Source organism: Rhizobium favelukesii, from assembly GCF_000577275.2.
Classification (GTDB): Bacteria; Pseudomonadota; Alphaproteobacteria; order Rhizobiales; family Rhizobiaceae; genus Rhizobium; species Rhizobium favelukesii.
This window is the reverse complement of record NZ_HG916855.1, coordinates 883170-897975: the sequence shown is the minus strand read 5'-3', so window position 1 is coordinate 897975 and position 14806 is coordinate 883170. Positions and strand designations below refer to the sequence as shown.

16 protein-coding genes and 1 pseudogene are annotated in these 14806 nt (G+C 60.0%); 11 read left to right on the top strand and 6 right to left on the bottom strand.

The window, feature by feature from the left end:
* Positions 1-9: 9 nt before the first annotated feature.
* From LPU83_RS67795 to LPU83_RS67760, 8 genes are read left to right on the top strand one after another with little or no spacing between them, the layout of a single operon-like run.
* Positions 10-711: a type IV secretion system protein gene (locus LPU83_RS67795; protein WP_024317098.1), complete on the top strand. Its 702-nt coding sequence runs from the start codon at positions 10-12 to the stop codon at positions 709-711.
* A 1-nt stretch (position 712) separates the two neighbouring features.
* On the top strand, positions 713-925 hold the full coding sequence (locus LPU83_RS67790; RefSeq protein WP_024317097.1) for a hypothetical protein: 213 nt from the start codon (positions 713-715) through the stop codon (positions 923-925).
* A gap of 10 nt (positions 926-935) precedes the next feature.
* On the top strand, positions 936-1961 hold the full coding sequence (locus tag LPU83_RS67785) for a TrbL/VirB6 family protein (RefSeq protein ID WP_024317096.1): 1026 nt from the start codon (positions 936-938) through the stop codon (positions 1959-1961).
* A 29-nt stretch (positions 1962-1990) separates the two neighbouring features.
* A complete protein-coding gene (locus tag LPU83_RS67780) occupies positions 1991-2683 on the top strand; it encodes a VirB8 family type IV secretion system protein (RefSeq protein WP_024317095.1) in 693 nt (230 codons plus the stop codon).
* Positions 2680-3495 (top strand): TrbG/VirB9 family P-type conjugative transfer protein, encoded by an 816-nt coding sequence (locus LPU83_RS67775; RefSeq protein WP_024317094.1) that lies wholly within the window; start codon positions 2680-2682, stop codon positions 3493-3495. The genes LPU83_RS67780 and LPU83_RS67775 overlap by 4 nt, the downstream gene beginning before the upstream one ends.
* On the top strand, positions 3492-4742 hold the full coding sequence (virB10, locus tag LPU83_RS67770) for a type IV secretion system protein VirB10 (RefSeq protein ID WP_024317093.1): 1251 nt from the start codon (positions 3492-3494) through the stop codon (positions 4740-4742). The genes LPU83_RS67775 and virB10 overlap by 4 nt, the downstream gene beginning before the upstream one ends.
* A complete protein-coding gene (virB11, locus tag LPU83_RS67765; protein ID WP_024317092.1) occupies positions 4702-5730 on the top strand; it encodes a P-type DNA transfer ATPase VirB11 in 1029 nt (342 codons plus the stop codon). The genes virB10 and virB11 overlap by 41 nt, the downstream gene beginning before the upstream one ends.
* A complete protein-coding gene (locus LPU83_RS67760) occupies positions 5727-7646 on the top strand; it encodes a type IV secretory system conjugative DNA transfer family protein (protein ID WP_112334146.1) in 1920 nt (639 codons plus the stop codon). The genes virB11 and LPU83_RS67760 overlap by 4 nt, the downstream gene beginning before the upstream one ends.
* A 183-nt stretch (positions 7647-7829) precedes the next feature.
* Here the strand turns inward: LPU83_RS67760 and LPU83_RS67755 are convergent, their stop codons facing one another.
* The 3 genes from LPU83_RS67755 to LPU83_RS67745 form a co-directional block, all read right to left on the bottom strand.
* Positions 7830-7919, bottom strand: a complete 90-nt coding sequence (locus LPU83_RS67755) for a hypothetical protein (protein ID WP_231052139.1) — start codon at positions 7917-7919, stop codon at positions 7830-7832.
* A 125-nt stretch (positions 7920-8044) separates the two neighbouring features.
* Complete coding sequence (locus tag LPU83_RS67750; protein WP_040680942.1) at positions 8045-10444, bottom strand: hypothetical protein; 2400 nt, start codon at positions 10442-10444, stop codon at positions 8045-8047.
* Complete coding sequence (locus tag LPU83_RS67745; protein ID WP_331000936.1) at positions 10444-10917, bottom strand: plasmid mobilization protein; 474 nt, start codon at positions 10915-10917, stop codon at positions 10444-10446. Before LPU83_RS67745 ends, LPU83_RS67750 begins: the two co-directional genes overlap by 1 nt.
* A gap of 231 nt (positions 10918-11148) precedes the next feature.
* Here LPU83_RS67745 and LPU83_RS67740 point away from each other — a divergent pair, with 231 nt between their 5' ends.
* Both LPU83_RS67740 and LPU83_RS74880 read left to right on the top strand, forming a co-directional pair.
* Positions 11149-11859, top strand: coding sequence for a ParA family protein (locus LPU83_RS67740; RefSeq protein WP_040680939.1), 711 nt, complete (start codon positions 11149-11151; stop codon positions 11857-11859).
* Positions 11856-12248 carry a hypothetical protein gene (locus LPU83_RS74880; protein ID WP_024318406.1) on the top strand — a complete coding sequence of 131 codons (393 nt, stop codon included), beginning with the start codon at positions 11856-11858 and terminating at the stop codon, positions 12246-12248. Before LPU83_RS67740 ends, LPU83_RS74880 begins: the two co-directional genes overlap by 4 nt.
* A gap of 68 nt (positions 12249-12316) precedes the next feature.
* Here LPU83_RS74880 and LPU83_RS73305 read toward each other — a convergent pair whose 3' ends face one another.
* Entirely contained in the window at positions 12317-12460 is a 144-nt protein-coding gene (locus LPU83_RS73305; RefSeq protein ID WP_167546230.1) for a hypothetical protein, read from the bottom strand.
* Positions 12461-12724: 264 nt separating this feature from the next.
* On the opposite strand from LPU83_RS73305, the gene LPU83_RS67730 reads away from it, so the two are divergent.
* A complete protein-coding gene (locus tag LPU83_RS67730; RefSeq protein WP_024318407.1) occupies positions 12725-13918 on the top strand; it encodes a DUF1173 domain-containing protein in 1194 nt (397 codons plus the stop codon).
* 189 nt (positions 13919-14107) lie between these two features.
* Here LPU83_RS67730 and LPU83_RS74875 read toward each other — a convergent pair.
* Together LPU83_RS74875 and LPU83_RS67720 are read right to left on the bottom strand one after the other, a co-directional pair.
* A pseudogene (locus LPU83_RS74875) lies at positions 14108-14217 on the bottom strand (DUF736 family protein); the annotation flags it as partial.
* Between the two features lie 162 nt (positions 14218-14379).
* Positions 14380-14679, bottom strand: a complete 300-nt coding sequence (locus LPU83_RS67720) for a DUF736 domain-containing protein (protein ID WP_024318408.1) — start codon at positions 14677-14679, stop codon at positions 14380-14382.
* Positions 14680-14806 lie beyond the last annotated feature (127 nt).

The following is a 14806-nucleotide window of genomic DNA, read 5'->3' as shown; positions in this document are numbered from 1 at the left end:
AGAATCGATATGAGAGCCATCGTGCTGAGCAGCCTTGCGCTGCACGTTCTGCCGAGCGTCGTGTTGGCTGACGTGCCGGTGATCGACAGGACCAACTATAAGGTCGCCCAAAAGACCGCGGAGACGACCAGGCAGATCCTGGACACGAACAAGAATATCCTGACGACCGTCGAGGATACGTTGAAAGCGGTCACCGGCGATCGCGGCAGCACGGCGGCCCCCTTGAAAGACCTTGCCATCGGCAGCGGCTTCAGCGTCTCGGCGATCCCGTCCTTCGACAGCATCCTGAAAGAAGGCGTTCCGAACCTCGGCAACATGGGCGGCGACATTGCCAAGGGCGCAACGGTGTTCATCAACGGTTTGCAACTGGTCAAATCGCTGTCCGGCAAAGAAGACAGCACTTTTTCCGGCGACAAATCCTACGAGCAGCTGGTGAACACGGTCCTGGGGGTATCGGCACTCGTCAACGGGTCGCAGCAGGCGATCAAGAGCCGACGCAGCGCTTTCGAGCAGGCAGGGGGCCAGATCGGCACAGCGCAAGACATCAAAGGTTCGATCGATCAGAACACACAGCTGCAGGTTCAATCAGGCCTGACGCTCAACGAAATGATCGGCGTCATGAATGGCGCCGTCACGTCCCTGCAAGCGGAGAACCAGCGGCGTCTCACCGATATTTCAAACACCAAGAAGGCGCTGGCCTATGGGAACTGACATGGCAAAGCGTGAAATCGGCACCGCTCTTCTGGTCGCGGCAATCGTTGCCGGCTGCGGCACCGTCAAGGAAAAGACGGCGCCTTGCAGGCGTCCGGTCAATCTCACGTCCTTTGCGGGCGATCCGAGGCATGAGTGCGGGCCGATGCGACGCGTGAACGATCCGGCCGCGGCCTTTGCGGTGATCGGCGTGATGGATCAGGATCAGCATTAGGAACGCGCCAATGCAGGATTTTCTCGGTGATCTGCTCGACCGCATCGAGAACTCGGGGACGAGCTTCTCGGAGAAAGCCTATACGATCGTCGGCAACGAGATCATGCCGCTGCTGCAGACCTTGTTCGTCGTTTATGTCGCCTGGTACGGGCTCCAGCTTGTCATGGGAACAGCCCGGCTCGGCGTCGGCGAAATCGTCGGACGCATCGTGCGTATGATGATCATCCTTACGTTGGTCAGCTCCTGGGGCAACTTCAACAACCTGTTCTACCGCTGGATCAACGACACGCCCGAGGACGTCGGCCGTGCGATCCTGGCAGCATCCGGCACCGGAATTTCCGAGCCGACCAATGGCATGTCGATGATCTGGCGCACCGCCAACGAGGCGGCCTCGGCTCTTGCCGAGCAGTCTGGCTACCTCACCATCCTGCCAAGCATGATCGGCGTCACTATCATGGTCGGCGCCGGTGTCTTCATTGCGATCGCGCTTGCCATTCTGATCCTCGCCAAGGTGATGCTTTGGGTGCTGATTGGAACCTCTCCTATCTTCATCAGCTGCATGCTGTTCGAGAGAACGCGCGGTTACGGCGTTGGCTGGTTCAATCAGCTGCTCACCTACGCCCTGATCCCGCTGTTCATCTACGTCATTGCCGCATTCCTGATTGCCGCCATGAATCCTGAACTATTGAAGATCGACGCAGCCAGTGGTTCGAGAACACTCACGCTCGCCGATATCGCCGGCTTCCTGCTGCTGTGCATCGCGGGCGGCTTCGTCATGCTCTACATCCAGTCGTTGGGCCAGGGCATCGCTGGCGGAATCGCTGCAGGCATCGGCAACGCGGCGACCAACATTGCCCGTTTTGCCGGCGTAAGGGTACCGCTTGCGGCCGGTAAGGCCGCTCTCAGCGTTGGGAGAGCCGCCTACCAGGCCGGGCGGGGTCTGGGCGAGCGCGCCCGAAATGGCGGTAACGACGATGCCTCCGGCACGCGTTCCGCCATGCAATCACGCATCACCCAGAACAGCACGCCAACCTGAACGGAACCGTTTCCGAAAAGACATTTGCTATGGCCGATTCCAAAGACCTCAATCTACGCACCTATTATCAGAGCGGCGATATCTGGGAGCAGGAGATCGTCAAAAAGGCGAAGCGCTCGCGCACGCTTGCGTGGTTCGTTGCAACGATTTTCGGCGGCATCACGCTGTTGAGCTTGCTCGCCCTCGTCATGCTCGTGCCGCTGAAAAGCTTCGAGCCCTACATCGTCGAAGTCGACAGGAGCACGGGCTATATCGAGGTGAAGACCGGTCTAACGCGACCGACGAACCTCACGGAACAGCAGGCGATCACCCAGGCCAGTATCGTCCGATACATTCGGGCTCGCGAGGGGTACGATCCCTATGCCATCGAACAGAATTTCGGCATAGCGGCACTGCTGTCGACGGGCAATGCGGCGCGCGAGCTGCAGGACCTCTACAGCGCCACCAATGCGAAGAACCCGGCCAAGGTCTACGGCAAGAGCAAGCGCATCACCACCGAGATCGCTTCGGTCACCCTCCCGAACAACTCCACCGGCATCGTTCGTTTTTCGACGACGGAGCTCTCCGACACCGATTCCGTTACCAACCACTGGATCGCGGTGGTTCGCTATCGCTACACCGACACGCCGGCGACCAACGAGTGGCGCTTCGAGAACCCTCTGGGCTTCCAGGCCTATGACTATCGCCGCGACCAGGAAACGGTGACGGGGAGCGGCCAGTGATCAAACCGCTTCTCTTTGCCATTGCCGTCATGGCTATTAACGGCGCCGACAGCGCCACAGGCGCCGAGACGCCATTGGCGGGCCGTCTCGACCCTCGCGTCACCAGCGTCGTCTATCAAGCGAACAACGTCGTACGTGTCTTCGCGACCTACGGCGTCTCGACGATGATCATCTTCGACGAAGACGAGAAGTTCGAAACGATCGCCGTCGGCGATACGGACAGCTGGGACGTGGTACCGACTGACAAGGGCAACATCCTCTTCGTCAAGCCGAAGGCGAAGAACATCGCGACCAACATGAATGTCGTGACGACGAAGCGCATCTACTATCTCGAGCTTAACGACTATGCGCCGGAGGACAACAAACAGGTCTTCGGCATTCGCTTCATCTATCCCGACAAGGCCCTGAACGCCTCGCTTCGAAAAGAGGCGGAAGTCCGCGCCGGCTACCCGAACATCTCAGGCATCGAGAAGGCCAACGTCAACATCGACTATTCCTTTTCCGGCGATGGCCGGCTGAAGCCACTGATGGTCTTCGATGATGGTAAAAAGACGTTCTTCAAATTCGGCGACAGAGTACCGGCGATCTTTGCTGTCAACGCGGACTTCACCGAGACCCTGCGCAATTTCCGGCGCGAGGGCGACTACATCGTCGTCGACGGAACCGCTGCACAATATACGCTGCGCGACGGGAACCAGTGGACCTGCATCTTCAATCTCAGAAAGCCCGATTTCGGCGCCCCGGATCCAGCGATCATGGGGCCAGTGCCGGATGACAAGGCGACAATGCGAAGAAGGAGCGGCAACGGATGAAACGATCGCCCGAACTCGAGGCGATGTTGGCTGCGGACGAGACTGAAGTGCGCGATCAGGGTGCCCGGCGCAAGCAGCTCATCGGCGGTGCTGCGCTGTTGCTCGGGGGGGCAGCACTCGCTTATGTGATCGTCTTCGCACCGCAAAAGCGTCCAGGGGATGTCCCTCAGGGTGACGAAGAATTTTCCACGACCACCTTCCGGCCGCCGTCCTTTCTCCGTGAGGACCGCAAGCCCGAGCAGAAACCGGCCGAGAATATCATCCAGCTTCCGCAGCCGCCGGAGGAAGAGAAAGAAGACCATTCGGATACCACGGAATTTAATGTTCCGCCTCCGCCCGTCGCCGTCGAAACCGCCGAACAGAAGCAACAGCCGCCCGAGGAATTCCCGAAGCGATTTCTTTCCAAGCAGATTGTTACAGACTCCGCCAAGGCCGACAGCGGAGACGGCTCGCTGACCGGTGCCGCTGCGGAGGGTGCACCGACCGTGGCGGGTGAGGATAGCAACAGCAAGTTCCTGGCAACGGCCTCGGCAATTGGCGATCGCTCGGCCAAGGCGCGTCAGATCGGGCGGCTGGATGCCATGATCCCCGAGGGCACGCTGATCCCCGGGATTCTTGAAACTGCCATCAACAGCGACCTCCCTGGTCAGATCCGCGCCATCACTTCCCAGGACGTCTATTCCTTCGATGGCCGTCGGATCCTCGTTCCGACGGGAACGCGGCTGATTGGCGAATACCAGTCCGATATGACCCGTGGGCAGAAGCGCATCTTCGTCATTTGGACACGGCTCCTGCGCGACGACGGCGTTTCCGTTCGGCTGAACAGCATCGGCACCGACAGCCTCGGCCGGTCCGGCCTCACCGGTGTCGTCGACAACAAATGGCGCGAGCGTTTCGGCTCGGCCGTCCTGCTCTCCATTGTCGGTGCTGGCTCATCCTATCTTACCGGCTATGGCACCGGCCAATACAGTTCCGGCAGCAGTAACAATGGAGAGTCCGATTCCCAACGCGCCGCCGACCTGGCTCGCAAGACCATCGCCCAGACCTTCTCCGACATGGCCAACCAGGCGCTCGGAGAAAACCTCAAAATTCCGCCGACGATCAGCGTCCACCAGGGTGAGCGCATCTTCGTCTATGTCCGCCAGGATCTCGACTTCTCCGCCATGTATCCGGATCCGGTCGAGGCAGCCTTGAAGGAGATCAAGCATGAGCGAGGCCTTGGCACGGGTCGCGGCGTCAGGCAATGATCCGCATTATTTCCTGAAGCGGGCGCTCTCCCCGCTGGCAGAGTTTCTCGCCGATCCAAAAGTCGTCGAGATTTCCATCAATCGGCCGGGCGAGGTGTTCATCGAGCGTCTCGGTTCACCGCATATGGAGTTTCATGAAATCCCGGCCCTGACGGGGACCGAGATCGAACATATCGGCGAGCGGGTGGCCGCCACGAGCAACCAGTTCATCAGCCGCATCAATCCACTGCTCAGTGCCGCACTGCCGGGCGGCGAGCGTATCCAGATCATTCTTCCACCGGCTGCTCCTGATGGGGGCGCCATCTCGATCCGTAAGCAGGTGATCAGCGATTTCACGCTGGCGCAGTATCGCGATAGCGGCGCGCTCGATAAGGTTTCCGTCACCGTCGGCGGATTGAGCGGGACCGAGCAGAGGCTTGTCGCGCTCCTGAAGGCGGACCGCATCCACGACTTTGTCGAGACGGCCGTCCGTGAACGCGTGTCGATCCTGATCAGCGGCGGCACGTCCACCGGCAAGACGACCTTTCTCAACGCCTGCCTCAAGAGCATCGACGTGCACGAACGCATCCTGACGCTCGAAGACACACGCGAACTCTTCCCGCCTCATCGCAACAGCGTCCATCTGGTCGCATCGCGTGGCGATCAGGGGACGGCCCATGTGACAATCCAATCGCTTCTCGAGGCATCGTTGCGCATGCGGCCGGATCGGCTATTCGTCGGGGAGATCCGCGGGGCCGAGGCCTTCGCGTTCCTGCGCACCATCAACACAGGTCATCCCGGCAGCATGTCGACCGTGCACGCCGATACGCCCATGGGGGCCTATGAGCAGCTCGCCATGATGATGATGCAGGCGGGGCTGTCGTCGGGCTATTCGAAGCCGGATCTGATGTCCTACATCCGCATGGTGATACCGGTGGTGATCCAGCTGCGCCGTGACGGTGGCCGGCGCGGCGTATCGGAGATCTACTATGCCCGGCGCGTGCCATGAGCCGATCTTATCTTTCGATCTATCTGCTGTTCTGCGTGCTGATCGCCGCAGCCGTCTGGATGATGAGTTACAGCCTGATCCTGCTGCTTGTCTGGAAGGATGGTCGAATTCTGCATTTGATGACGACCACCAATCCCTTGGCGCCAATCCAGCAATTCGTCGCCTACTCGAACAGCCGGCCGTTGCGACTGGTGGCAATCGGATCTTTGGGTCCAGCGATTTTCGTCGCAGCTGCTGCGGCCGCATTCGGACTGCGTCGTCCCGCAAACCCGCTGGGAGATGCCGCATTTCAGGACATGGCGTCGCTGCGACGTGGGGGCTGGTTTCGGAAGGATGGACATGTCTTCGGCCGCGTCGGAGGCAAAATTCTTCGCCGCAAGGATGACCGCCATCATCTGGTAATCGGCCCAACACGCTCCGGCAAGGGTGTCGGTTATGTCATTCCAAATGCTCTGATGCACAAGGGCTCGATGATCGTCACGGATTTGAAAGGCGAAATATTCGAGCACACCGCCGGCTACCGGGCGCACAGCGGTAACGGCGTCTACCTGTTCTCGCCGGGATCGGCCAAGACGCACCGCTGGAACCCGCTGGATTTTGTGCGGACCGATCGTGGTAGCCGCACGCTCGACCTGCAGAACATGGCAAGTATCCTCATTCCCGAAACAATGGGCTCGGAAAACGCCATCTGGCAAGGGATTGCTCAGCAGGTGATTGCGGGCGTCATCAGTTACGTGTTGGAAAGCCCGCACTACAAGAACCGCTGCAACCTCGGCGAAGTCAACAGCTTCTTCAACTCAGGCGTCGATCTGCAGGTCCTGATGAAGCGGATCAAGGAGAAGGAGCCCGATCTCTCCAGGTTCACGACCGAGAGCTTCAATGCCTATATCGCTCTGAATGAGAGAGCGGCACGTTCTGCCCTTCTGGATATTCAAAAGGCTCTGGCACCGTTTCGCAACGAGCGCGTTATCGCCGCTACCAACGTGACCGACATCGACCTGGCGTCCCTTCAGCGGCGGCCGGTCACGATCTACCTGGCGCCGAATATCACTGACATGACGATCCTGAGACCCTTGCTGACGCTCTTCGTGCAGCAGACCATGGAGCTGCTCACCCGCGAGCATAACTCGAGCGCCCTTCCCGTCTATTTCCTGCTCGACGAATTCCGCCAGCTGAAGAAGATGGACGAGATCATGAACAAGCTGCCCTATGTGGCCGGCTACAACGTCAAGATGGCCTTCATCATTCAGGACCTTAAAAACCTCGATGAGATCTACGGAGAAACTGCGCGGCACTCGCTTCTCGGCAATTGCGGCCTGCAGCTCATTCTCGGCGCTAATGATCAGGCTACCGCCGAATATTCCTCACGGGCGCTTGGCAAGCGTACCATTCGCTACCAATCGGAATCCCGGACACTGGAACTGATGAGCCTTCCCCGTCGCACCAAGGTCGAGCAGATACGTGAGCGCGACTTGCTGATGCCGCAGGAGGTTCGGCAGATGCCGGAAGATCGCTTCATCCTGTTGGTCGAGGGTCAGCGTCCGATCTTCCAAACAAAGCTTCGCTATCACGTGAGCGAACCATTCAGGAGTGCTGCGAAATATGCCGCGGAACATCCCGTCGACGTTCCGGAAACGGAGTTCGCCGCGACCCTTCGGGTTCCCGCCATCGCAGCGGGAGATGAGACCGTGTCAAGTCTCCCTCCCGAGGGAGGTCAAGCGCACGCCCCAATGTCAAACATGTACACGACAACTGAGAGTGCGGAGACAGGCGCGAAGAAGGTAGCGCGCAGCATCCGGGCAAGACCAAGATCCAGCGTAAGTCGGAAAGCGAAATCGAAGCTGATATCGCCCGAAGGTGCACTGGCCGGCGATCGGCAGGCGCAAGTCGAAGAAAAGTTGTTGCCGACAGTTTGAAAGCTGCGATTGCTGCGTCCCTTGCTGCAGTACCCGATATGCCGTTGCCGCGGCGGAAGAACATCAAGGAGATTTTGGCGCAAACCATCCCTGATCCGGTCGAAATCGGCTTAGAATAGGCCAGGTCTCCGCACGAGGAGGCTCATATGGCAAATGCGGCCCAACGCGAGAGGCGGCACGTCGCTAGTTGTCCCCAAGGATGGCTTCCAAATCGCGGGCGCCATGCAAAACCCGCTCGATACGGACGGCGTGGTCATGGACGATGTAAAACATGATGTAGCGTTGAAAGATAGCTGATCGGACACCTGGCCAAAGCGAGAAGCGCGGCGTACCGGCTTCTCAGCCCTGCAACGAACCGGACCGCCCGCCGCGCGTTCGCCTCGCATGGATCAGCCGCCTTATCGCTCGCGGTCGTCGCGTTCAGGCTCTTGCCGTTCATCGGTCTCGCGCTGGAGCTGCTCGAGCCTCGGAATGAGTTGCTGGGCTGGATCGGAGCGCGTCGCATCGCCTGATCGAGGAGCTGGACCATCCCGGGTCTGCTGCGTCATATCGGCGACCGGCCTGTCCCGTTCCTCTTCAGTTTGAACACGGCTTGCCTCATCGTCATGATCGCGCAACACGTCCAGAGCGGTAGGTGACGTCTGGATCACCGAGGTGCCGTTCCCTTCCTGTCTCATCTTGCCACCGCGCTGCCGCGAGCGCTCGGCCGCTTCGATCGCAATCCTGAGGTCGTGATCCACCTCGGCGATTTCTCGGATCAATGTATTGCCGGAGGCACCGAGCTCACCCACACGGGCAATTACAAGGTCCAGGCGTGCCTGCAACGACGCTTTATTGGCATTGACTTCGCCTGCATCCGCGAGGTCGATCGCTTCACGGTAGTGCTCCACCTCGAGCATGATCTCGTTTGCTGCTTCGACGGTCCGCAGCCCATGGCGCGCGACCGCCTCGTCCCAGCGCACGTTGGCATCGTTGTCACCTTCGCGCAGCCTTGGCTCATCGCTGGCGATCCGCTCACCGTTTTGCTCCTGCAGTTCCATCAGTTCGCGCCGCACACTTACATGCTCACGGGCTGCAGAGGCAATCTCGTCGAAGTTTGCGCGCTCGTTTGCGGGAATGACGCGTTCCGCCTGGAACAGGGCGGTCTCGACACGCTTCTCATAGGCTTCGAATTCGGATCGGCTCATTTGACGCATTGGCTCATCCCTCGAAACGATCTGATCCAGAGATACCAGATGCGTTATGAATTGCGAGCGCAAACTTTCCGTCTTACGCCCACCAGGCACTCGGGGATGATCACGCACCACTTCTGATTCTAAACGGATAAGCTGCGATTGAGCGAAGCTTTCGACTCCTTCTCCGCCATGTTCTGTGGCCACGGCCTCCCATTGTCGCTTAGCGAAATCAGTATAGCGTCGGCTTCGCTCTGTTTGAGGGAAGCTATGTCTGTCGGACCGCTTCGCATCATATCGTCGCTGCGCGGCCTCGCTCGTTGCCTCGTGTTCGGTTCGCCCGTGGCGATTTGTCGGACGCACCTGGTTTTTGCCATAGGCCGCGGCACTCGCCCGCTCACGCCGATCGGTCATTTCCATATTGATGCCGTGCGCGCGTGCCTTTTCCGCCATCGTCACCCGCCAGCGACGAAACACCGAAATCGTCGTTTCGATCCGATCGCCGGCATCCGAACGCATGGCAACGATCGCATGGACGTGCACATGCGGCCGTTTGCCGCCCGCCTCCTCGGGCTTTGGGTCCTTCGACGGGTCATGCAGGGCAAACACATAGCGGTAACCGGCAAATTCCTGCGCCAGGAACCCTCGTGCGGCGGCATGGAAAGCCTGGACATCCGTTCCGGCCCGTGCCGAGAGGACGACATGCATGACGTCGCGCGGCTTGCGGCTATGCAGGCCGTCGCGCCATTTGAGCTGCACGACATCACCGGCCTGCTTGGCATCCGCGATCACACCCCCTTGCTCGTCGTAAGCGACGACCTGATACCGACTGACAAGATCACGAAGCCGGGCGGAGCCGTAGTCTGTGCCGTTGCCGTAACCGGTGAAGCGAAACGTCGCTGCCACGCTCTGCTCGCCCTCGTCACCATCCAGACGACCTTGCACGATCGCCGATGCTTTCCCGTCACCGGTGAGGCGCTCACCCATGCTGTCGCGCAAGACAGTGACGCCCTCGATGGTAAAGCCCGTGTCATCATTGCGAGGCGATGCGGCAAAGGCGAACATCCGGTCACCAAGCCCGCGTTTGAGGATCGCCCGCGCCTGCTCGTGAATAGCCGATGCCGGATCGAACTGCTCCTTCACCTCCACCACGAATGACCCGATATCGCGGCTTTCGGCGCGATTCTTCATCAGGTGGTCCCACTCGCCCGGGACCGTGGACAGTTCATTGCGGCCCCGCAGCTGTTCGCCACGCTCGTTCTCGACGACGACGTCGCCGTTGCGCGAGATATAGCCGATCATCGCGCCAAGCCTGCTGCCGCCACCGAAGGACGCCATCTTGACCACGGCCGGTTGGCTGCCGGACGCGAGCGATGCAAACCGGGACCGCATGGAAGGTTCGCCGGCGCCAAATCCATCCCCGGCCCTCAATCCGGCCGAACGGCGGCCGCGTTTGGTCCCACCATGCATTCGGCCGGCGACAAGAGATGCGGTCGGGACCGCTCCTCCGCGGCGCCGGCGCTCCTCTTCCTCCAAAGTCTTGCCCCGACCCAGCGACCGCTCGTGTAGCAGCGCTGCCCTCAGCCGCTCCCACTCATTCTCGAACGCACCGAAGAAGAACTCCATCAGGCGGCTCCTCGCCGCCGTTGGGCGCCGCGCGCCGCGAAGCGCCTGAGCTCGAGCATGACGGCGGCGACGATCTTTTGAATATCTGCCGTTTGAGCAGAGATCGCCTTGGCATCAACGTGACCGCTGCTGTTTGCGGCGCGCGCCAGCTGGTTGAGGTTCACGCCAATCGCCCGCATGTCCGACAAAAGCAGATCCAGAATTGCCCGGTCGTCATCGGTGAAGAAGGGGCGGACGCCTGCGCCTTCCAATGTCAGCGACCGCATAAAGGCCGAGATGGTCATTCCGGCGCCTGCGGCAACGCGCGCAATGACGGCGATTTCGGAGGTGCTGAAACGCGCGTGCACGACCCGATCCTTCCGCTTGTCTGCCGCTCCCGATTCGATCACCTTGCGCTGGCTTGCCGCCATTTCATCCTCTTCGAAACAATCGCCGCAGGCGCCATCGACGGCTTGTCCGTCGATCGTCAGCAAATTTGTATCACAAATTTGCGTATCCTGCCAAACATCACTATACGTATTTAGTATTGTTCTTCCAGACACATCGAGTGATCACATCGTGTGCCATTGGCATGTGATCCCACTCTAGGGGCCATCGCCCATAGAATGTGTTTGATCGCCAGCATTTTGGTTGACGATTGCTATACTAATAGAGTTATATTCACAGAGACACTGAGCACGTCAGCTTTCAAAGGGTCGATCAAGATGAGCCGGATCTATGCCGCGGTGAGCAATAAGGGTGGCGCGGGCAAGACCACGCTCGTCACCCTGGCGGCGGGGGAGTATGCGCTTAGAAACGAGCGTGTGCTTCTGATCGACGCCGATAGCAGGCAGAACCTGTCGGGATGGTGGCGACTGTGCCACAACAAGCAAAATGTGCCCGACAACATCGAAGTCACGACCGCATCGACATCACGAACGCTCGAGACGGCCATCGAGCGGTTTGCAACGTCCTTCGACCTCATCGTGATCGATGCACCTGGTGTCGACAGCTCCCTTCAGACGAGCATCATTCGCGCTTCGGAACTGGTCATCTCTCCCATTCAGCCGGCGATCAAGGAGATCGAGGCGGCTGGACAGGCGATCGCCATGGTCAACGAGACAAACGACGAAGCGGGTACCAAGATTCAGCATCTGAATGTGAGAACGCGCGTGACTATCCCGGGGCGCAACCTCGAAGCCTATCGCTATATCCGGCCATTCGTTGCCGGGTTGCAGCAAGCCGCCTATCGCACTGCACTTCTCGATACGGAGTTATTCGAGCGCAATATCTATCGCGCGATCCAAAACGGCCTCGGCACATTGCAGATGCAGGACTTGACCGACAGCGTCCGAAAGGCCCGCGCCGAAGTTCAGGCGCTCGTCAACGAAATCGAGAGCAAACGATCGATCCACCTCAAGGGCATTGCCGCATGAACAAGCCGAGCCTGGACCTTGACGACTTCATCATCGCATCGAACGCTGTCAAAGCCGACCACAATGCCGGGGGTGCGAACGCGAGATCGGTCGAAGGTCTCGCCGAAGAAGGATCTGCGCCGTCGGTCGAGGCCCCTATCCTGGCCAAGCTTTCGCAGAGTGTGCGCCAGCAAAAGGCAACCACCCGAGCTATTGCCGGAGAAGGAGCGCGACTTGCGCTCAAGAACCTGAAGCGCGCCAAAGAGCGCGACGCGAAGTTCTATGTCAACGTTGCGCTGAACTATGAGACCAAGATGCGCCTGAAGACGGCGGCACACGAGAACGATGTGAAGATGACGGTAATCATGCAGGCGGCGATCGACTTTTATCTGAAGGAAAACGGCTATTGAGTGTCGTCGAAGATGATCCGGCCGGTCGATTTGGCGGGGGTCATCTCAAGCAAACGCCAAAATGCCTCCTAGCGCGGGGCCAGGTTCTCGATTTCGGCGGCGAGTTGCTCGATCGCAGCGTTGAGTTCGGTTTCGATCTGCCGGCGCTCTTCGAGGGTCGGGGCGTTGCGGGCCTCAGTGCGCAGTTCTTCGATGTGCTGTTCGGTCGTCATCGTCGTCTCCATTGACGTTTGTGAAAGATGACCGGCGCGGCTGTGAGGGGAGAAGACGGGTCAAGGTTCGCGTCAGCGACCGGCGGAGCCGGCGTGCGGAGGAGCCGATTTTGTCGGAGCGCAAGCGCAGGCAAAATTGGAGGGACTGCGCGACCTTGAGGCGGCTTTTCCGCTCACAGCACAATCGCAGTTCTGAGCAGACAGGGTTTGGTCTCGTGTGGCACCGGAACGAGTGTTCGAAACACTCAAGGAGACATTGCAGGAATGAGGCGTTTCCAAATCGGCAACACAGTCGTCGAGGAGCAATCCGCAAGCATTCAGGAAAACCTGGCGATGGCCTATCGATCGAAGCTGCGCCCGGTCTGTCTTTGCCAGACGCCTGGCGTGGCGATGTACATTGCCAATATCGGGGACCAACTCGTCATTAAACGGATGCCATTGACCGGCGGTGCGCACGCGTCTGACTGCGAATCTTATGAGCCACCCTACGAATTGTCGGGGCTGGGCTCCCTGATCGGCAGTGCTATCCAGATCGATACGGAAAGCGGGGTTGCTTCTTTGAAGCTGAATTTTTCCCTTTCCACGAAAGGCCCGCGCACCGCGCCAACGCAGACATCGGCGGGCTCAGAGTCCGTCAAGAACGATGCCCGCAAGATGTCACTGCGTGCCCTCCTCCATTATCTCTGGCATCAGGGCGGCTTGACGGAATGGACCGCACACTGGGCGGGCAAGCGGCACTGGCCGCAGGTTCGCAACCACCTTCTGGAAGCGGCGCGCACCATGTCTGTCAAAGGAGAGCCACTCGCCGATCGGCTGTTCGTACCGGAACCATTCCGGCTCGACGATAGAAACGCGATCGAACAGCGACGCGCCGCCGCCCTGGCCGCTCTTCACGCGGGGGCCACCGGTTCAAAACCCTTGATGGTTCTGATCTGCGAGATAAAGGAATTTGCGCCGACACGCAGCGGTCAAAGGATTGTCGCCAAACACCTGCCTGGTTTTTCCCTTTTCCTGGAAGAGGCCTCCTGGCGTCGCCTTAATGCGCGATTTGCCGCCGAATTCGACATCTGGAAAGCAACCGGGACCTGTCACCTGATCGCGATTGCGACGATCGGCGCGTCAGCGTCGGGAGCAATCGCCGTCAACGAGATCGCCTTGACGGTCGTCACGCAGCAGTGGCTACCGGTCGAAAGCATCCACGAAGAGCGATTGCTGGAACGATTGACCAAGATGCGCCAAAAAACCGTCAAGGGGCTTCGTTTCAACCTTTCGACCACGCAGCCGCTCGCAAACGCGATGCTTCCGGAGCTGAAGCCCTGTCCCGCAGCGCTCTATATCGTACCGCCTGGCGCCGGCGAGGAATTCGAGATTGCGCTTGAGGACATGATCGAGGCGCGACCGGATATGACGCCGTGGATCTGGCGCGTCGCCGATGGCGACATGCCGCCCCTGCCCTAGAAAAACGTGGAGTGGCGTCGATTTTGACCTATCAAGCACGTGAATCAATGCGGCGCGACCGATTCAAAACTGTCGTTGGACGCTGTGCACCGGATCACCGACCCTGTTGTCCATGTCGCTCTACCCCTATCACCGGCGCGTGTTGCGCGACCAGATAAGCTGGAGGCCTTCCTGGCCCCGGGACTTCGGTCAGCGCGCGTAGATCGGTGCCGGGAGCTCGGATCGTCGAGCCTGACCGAGATGCAGTCGCGCTCTATGTCGCGGGCCTGTTTCTGCCAGCCGGCGCCGAACTCGACATTATGCGGAGCTCCACATATGTCGATTATGCAGAGAGCAGGATTATGCGGAGTATCGATCTCCAAAGGCCGCTTTGGCCGGCATTTGCGGTGGATTCCTGCTCCGCATAATACCGAGGGGTGGAAGGGGTGCGCCCCGCAGGGAGCGGAGCGCCATTGGCCTGTTTAGCGGGACCAGATGAGCTTGTGCTCGCCCTTGTCGCCCTGGACGAGGGAGGCGTAGACCGGGGCCGTGAAGGAGGGGTCATCGAGCTTGAGCGAGAGGTATTCGGCGCCTGTTTCCCGCGCGGTCCGGCTCCAGCCGGCGCCGAACTCGACACCAGTTGCTGTGACCCGGAAGTCCGGGGCGCGATCGTTGTCGCGGTCGCAGGGCTTGATGGATGCCTTGACGTTGAGGGTGAGGGTCTTGATGGTGCCGTTGTAGGCGCCGGTTTCGTCGCGGGTGAAGGTGCCGATCTGAGCCATTGTCGCATTCCTTTTCTGTTGCTCGAGCCGCGCCCATCGCGGTCTCGATGGCTGTCGATCAGACCGGCGACGATCGGCCCGCACCCGCAGGGCCGCAACGAAGTGGAGGACGGCCATGGGCCGAGGC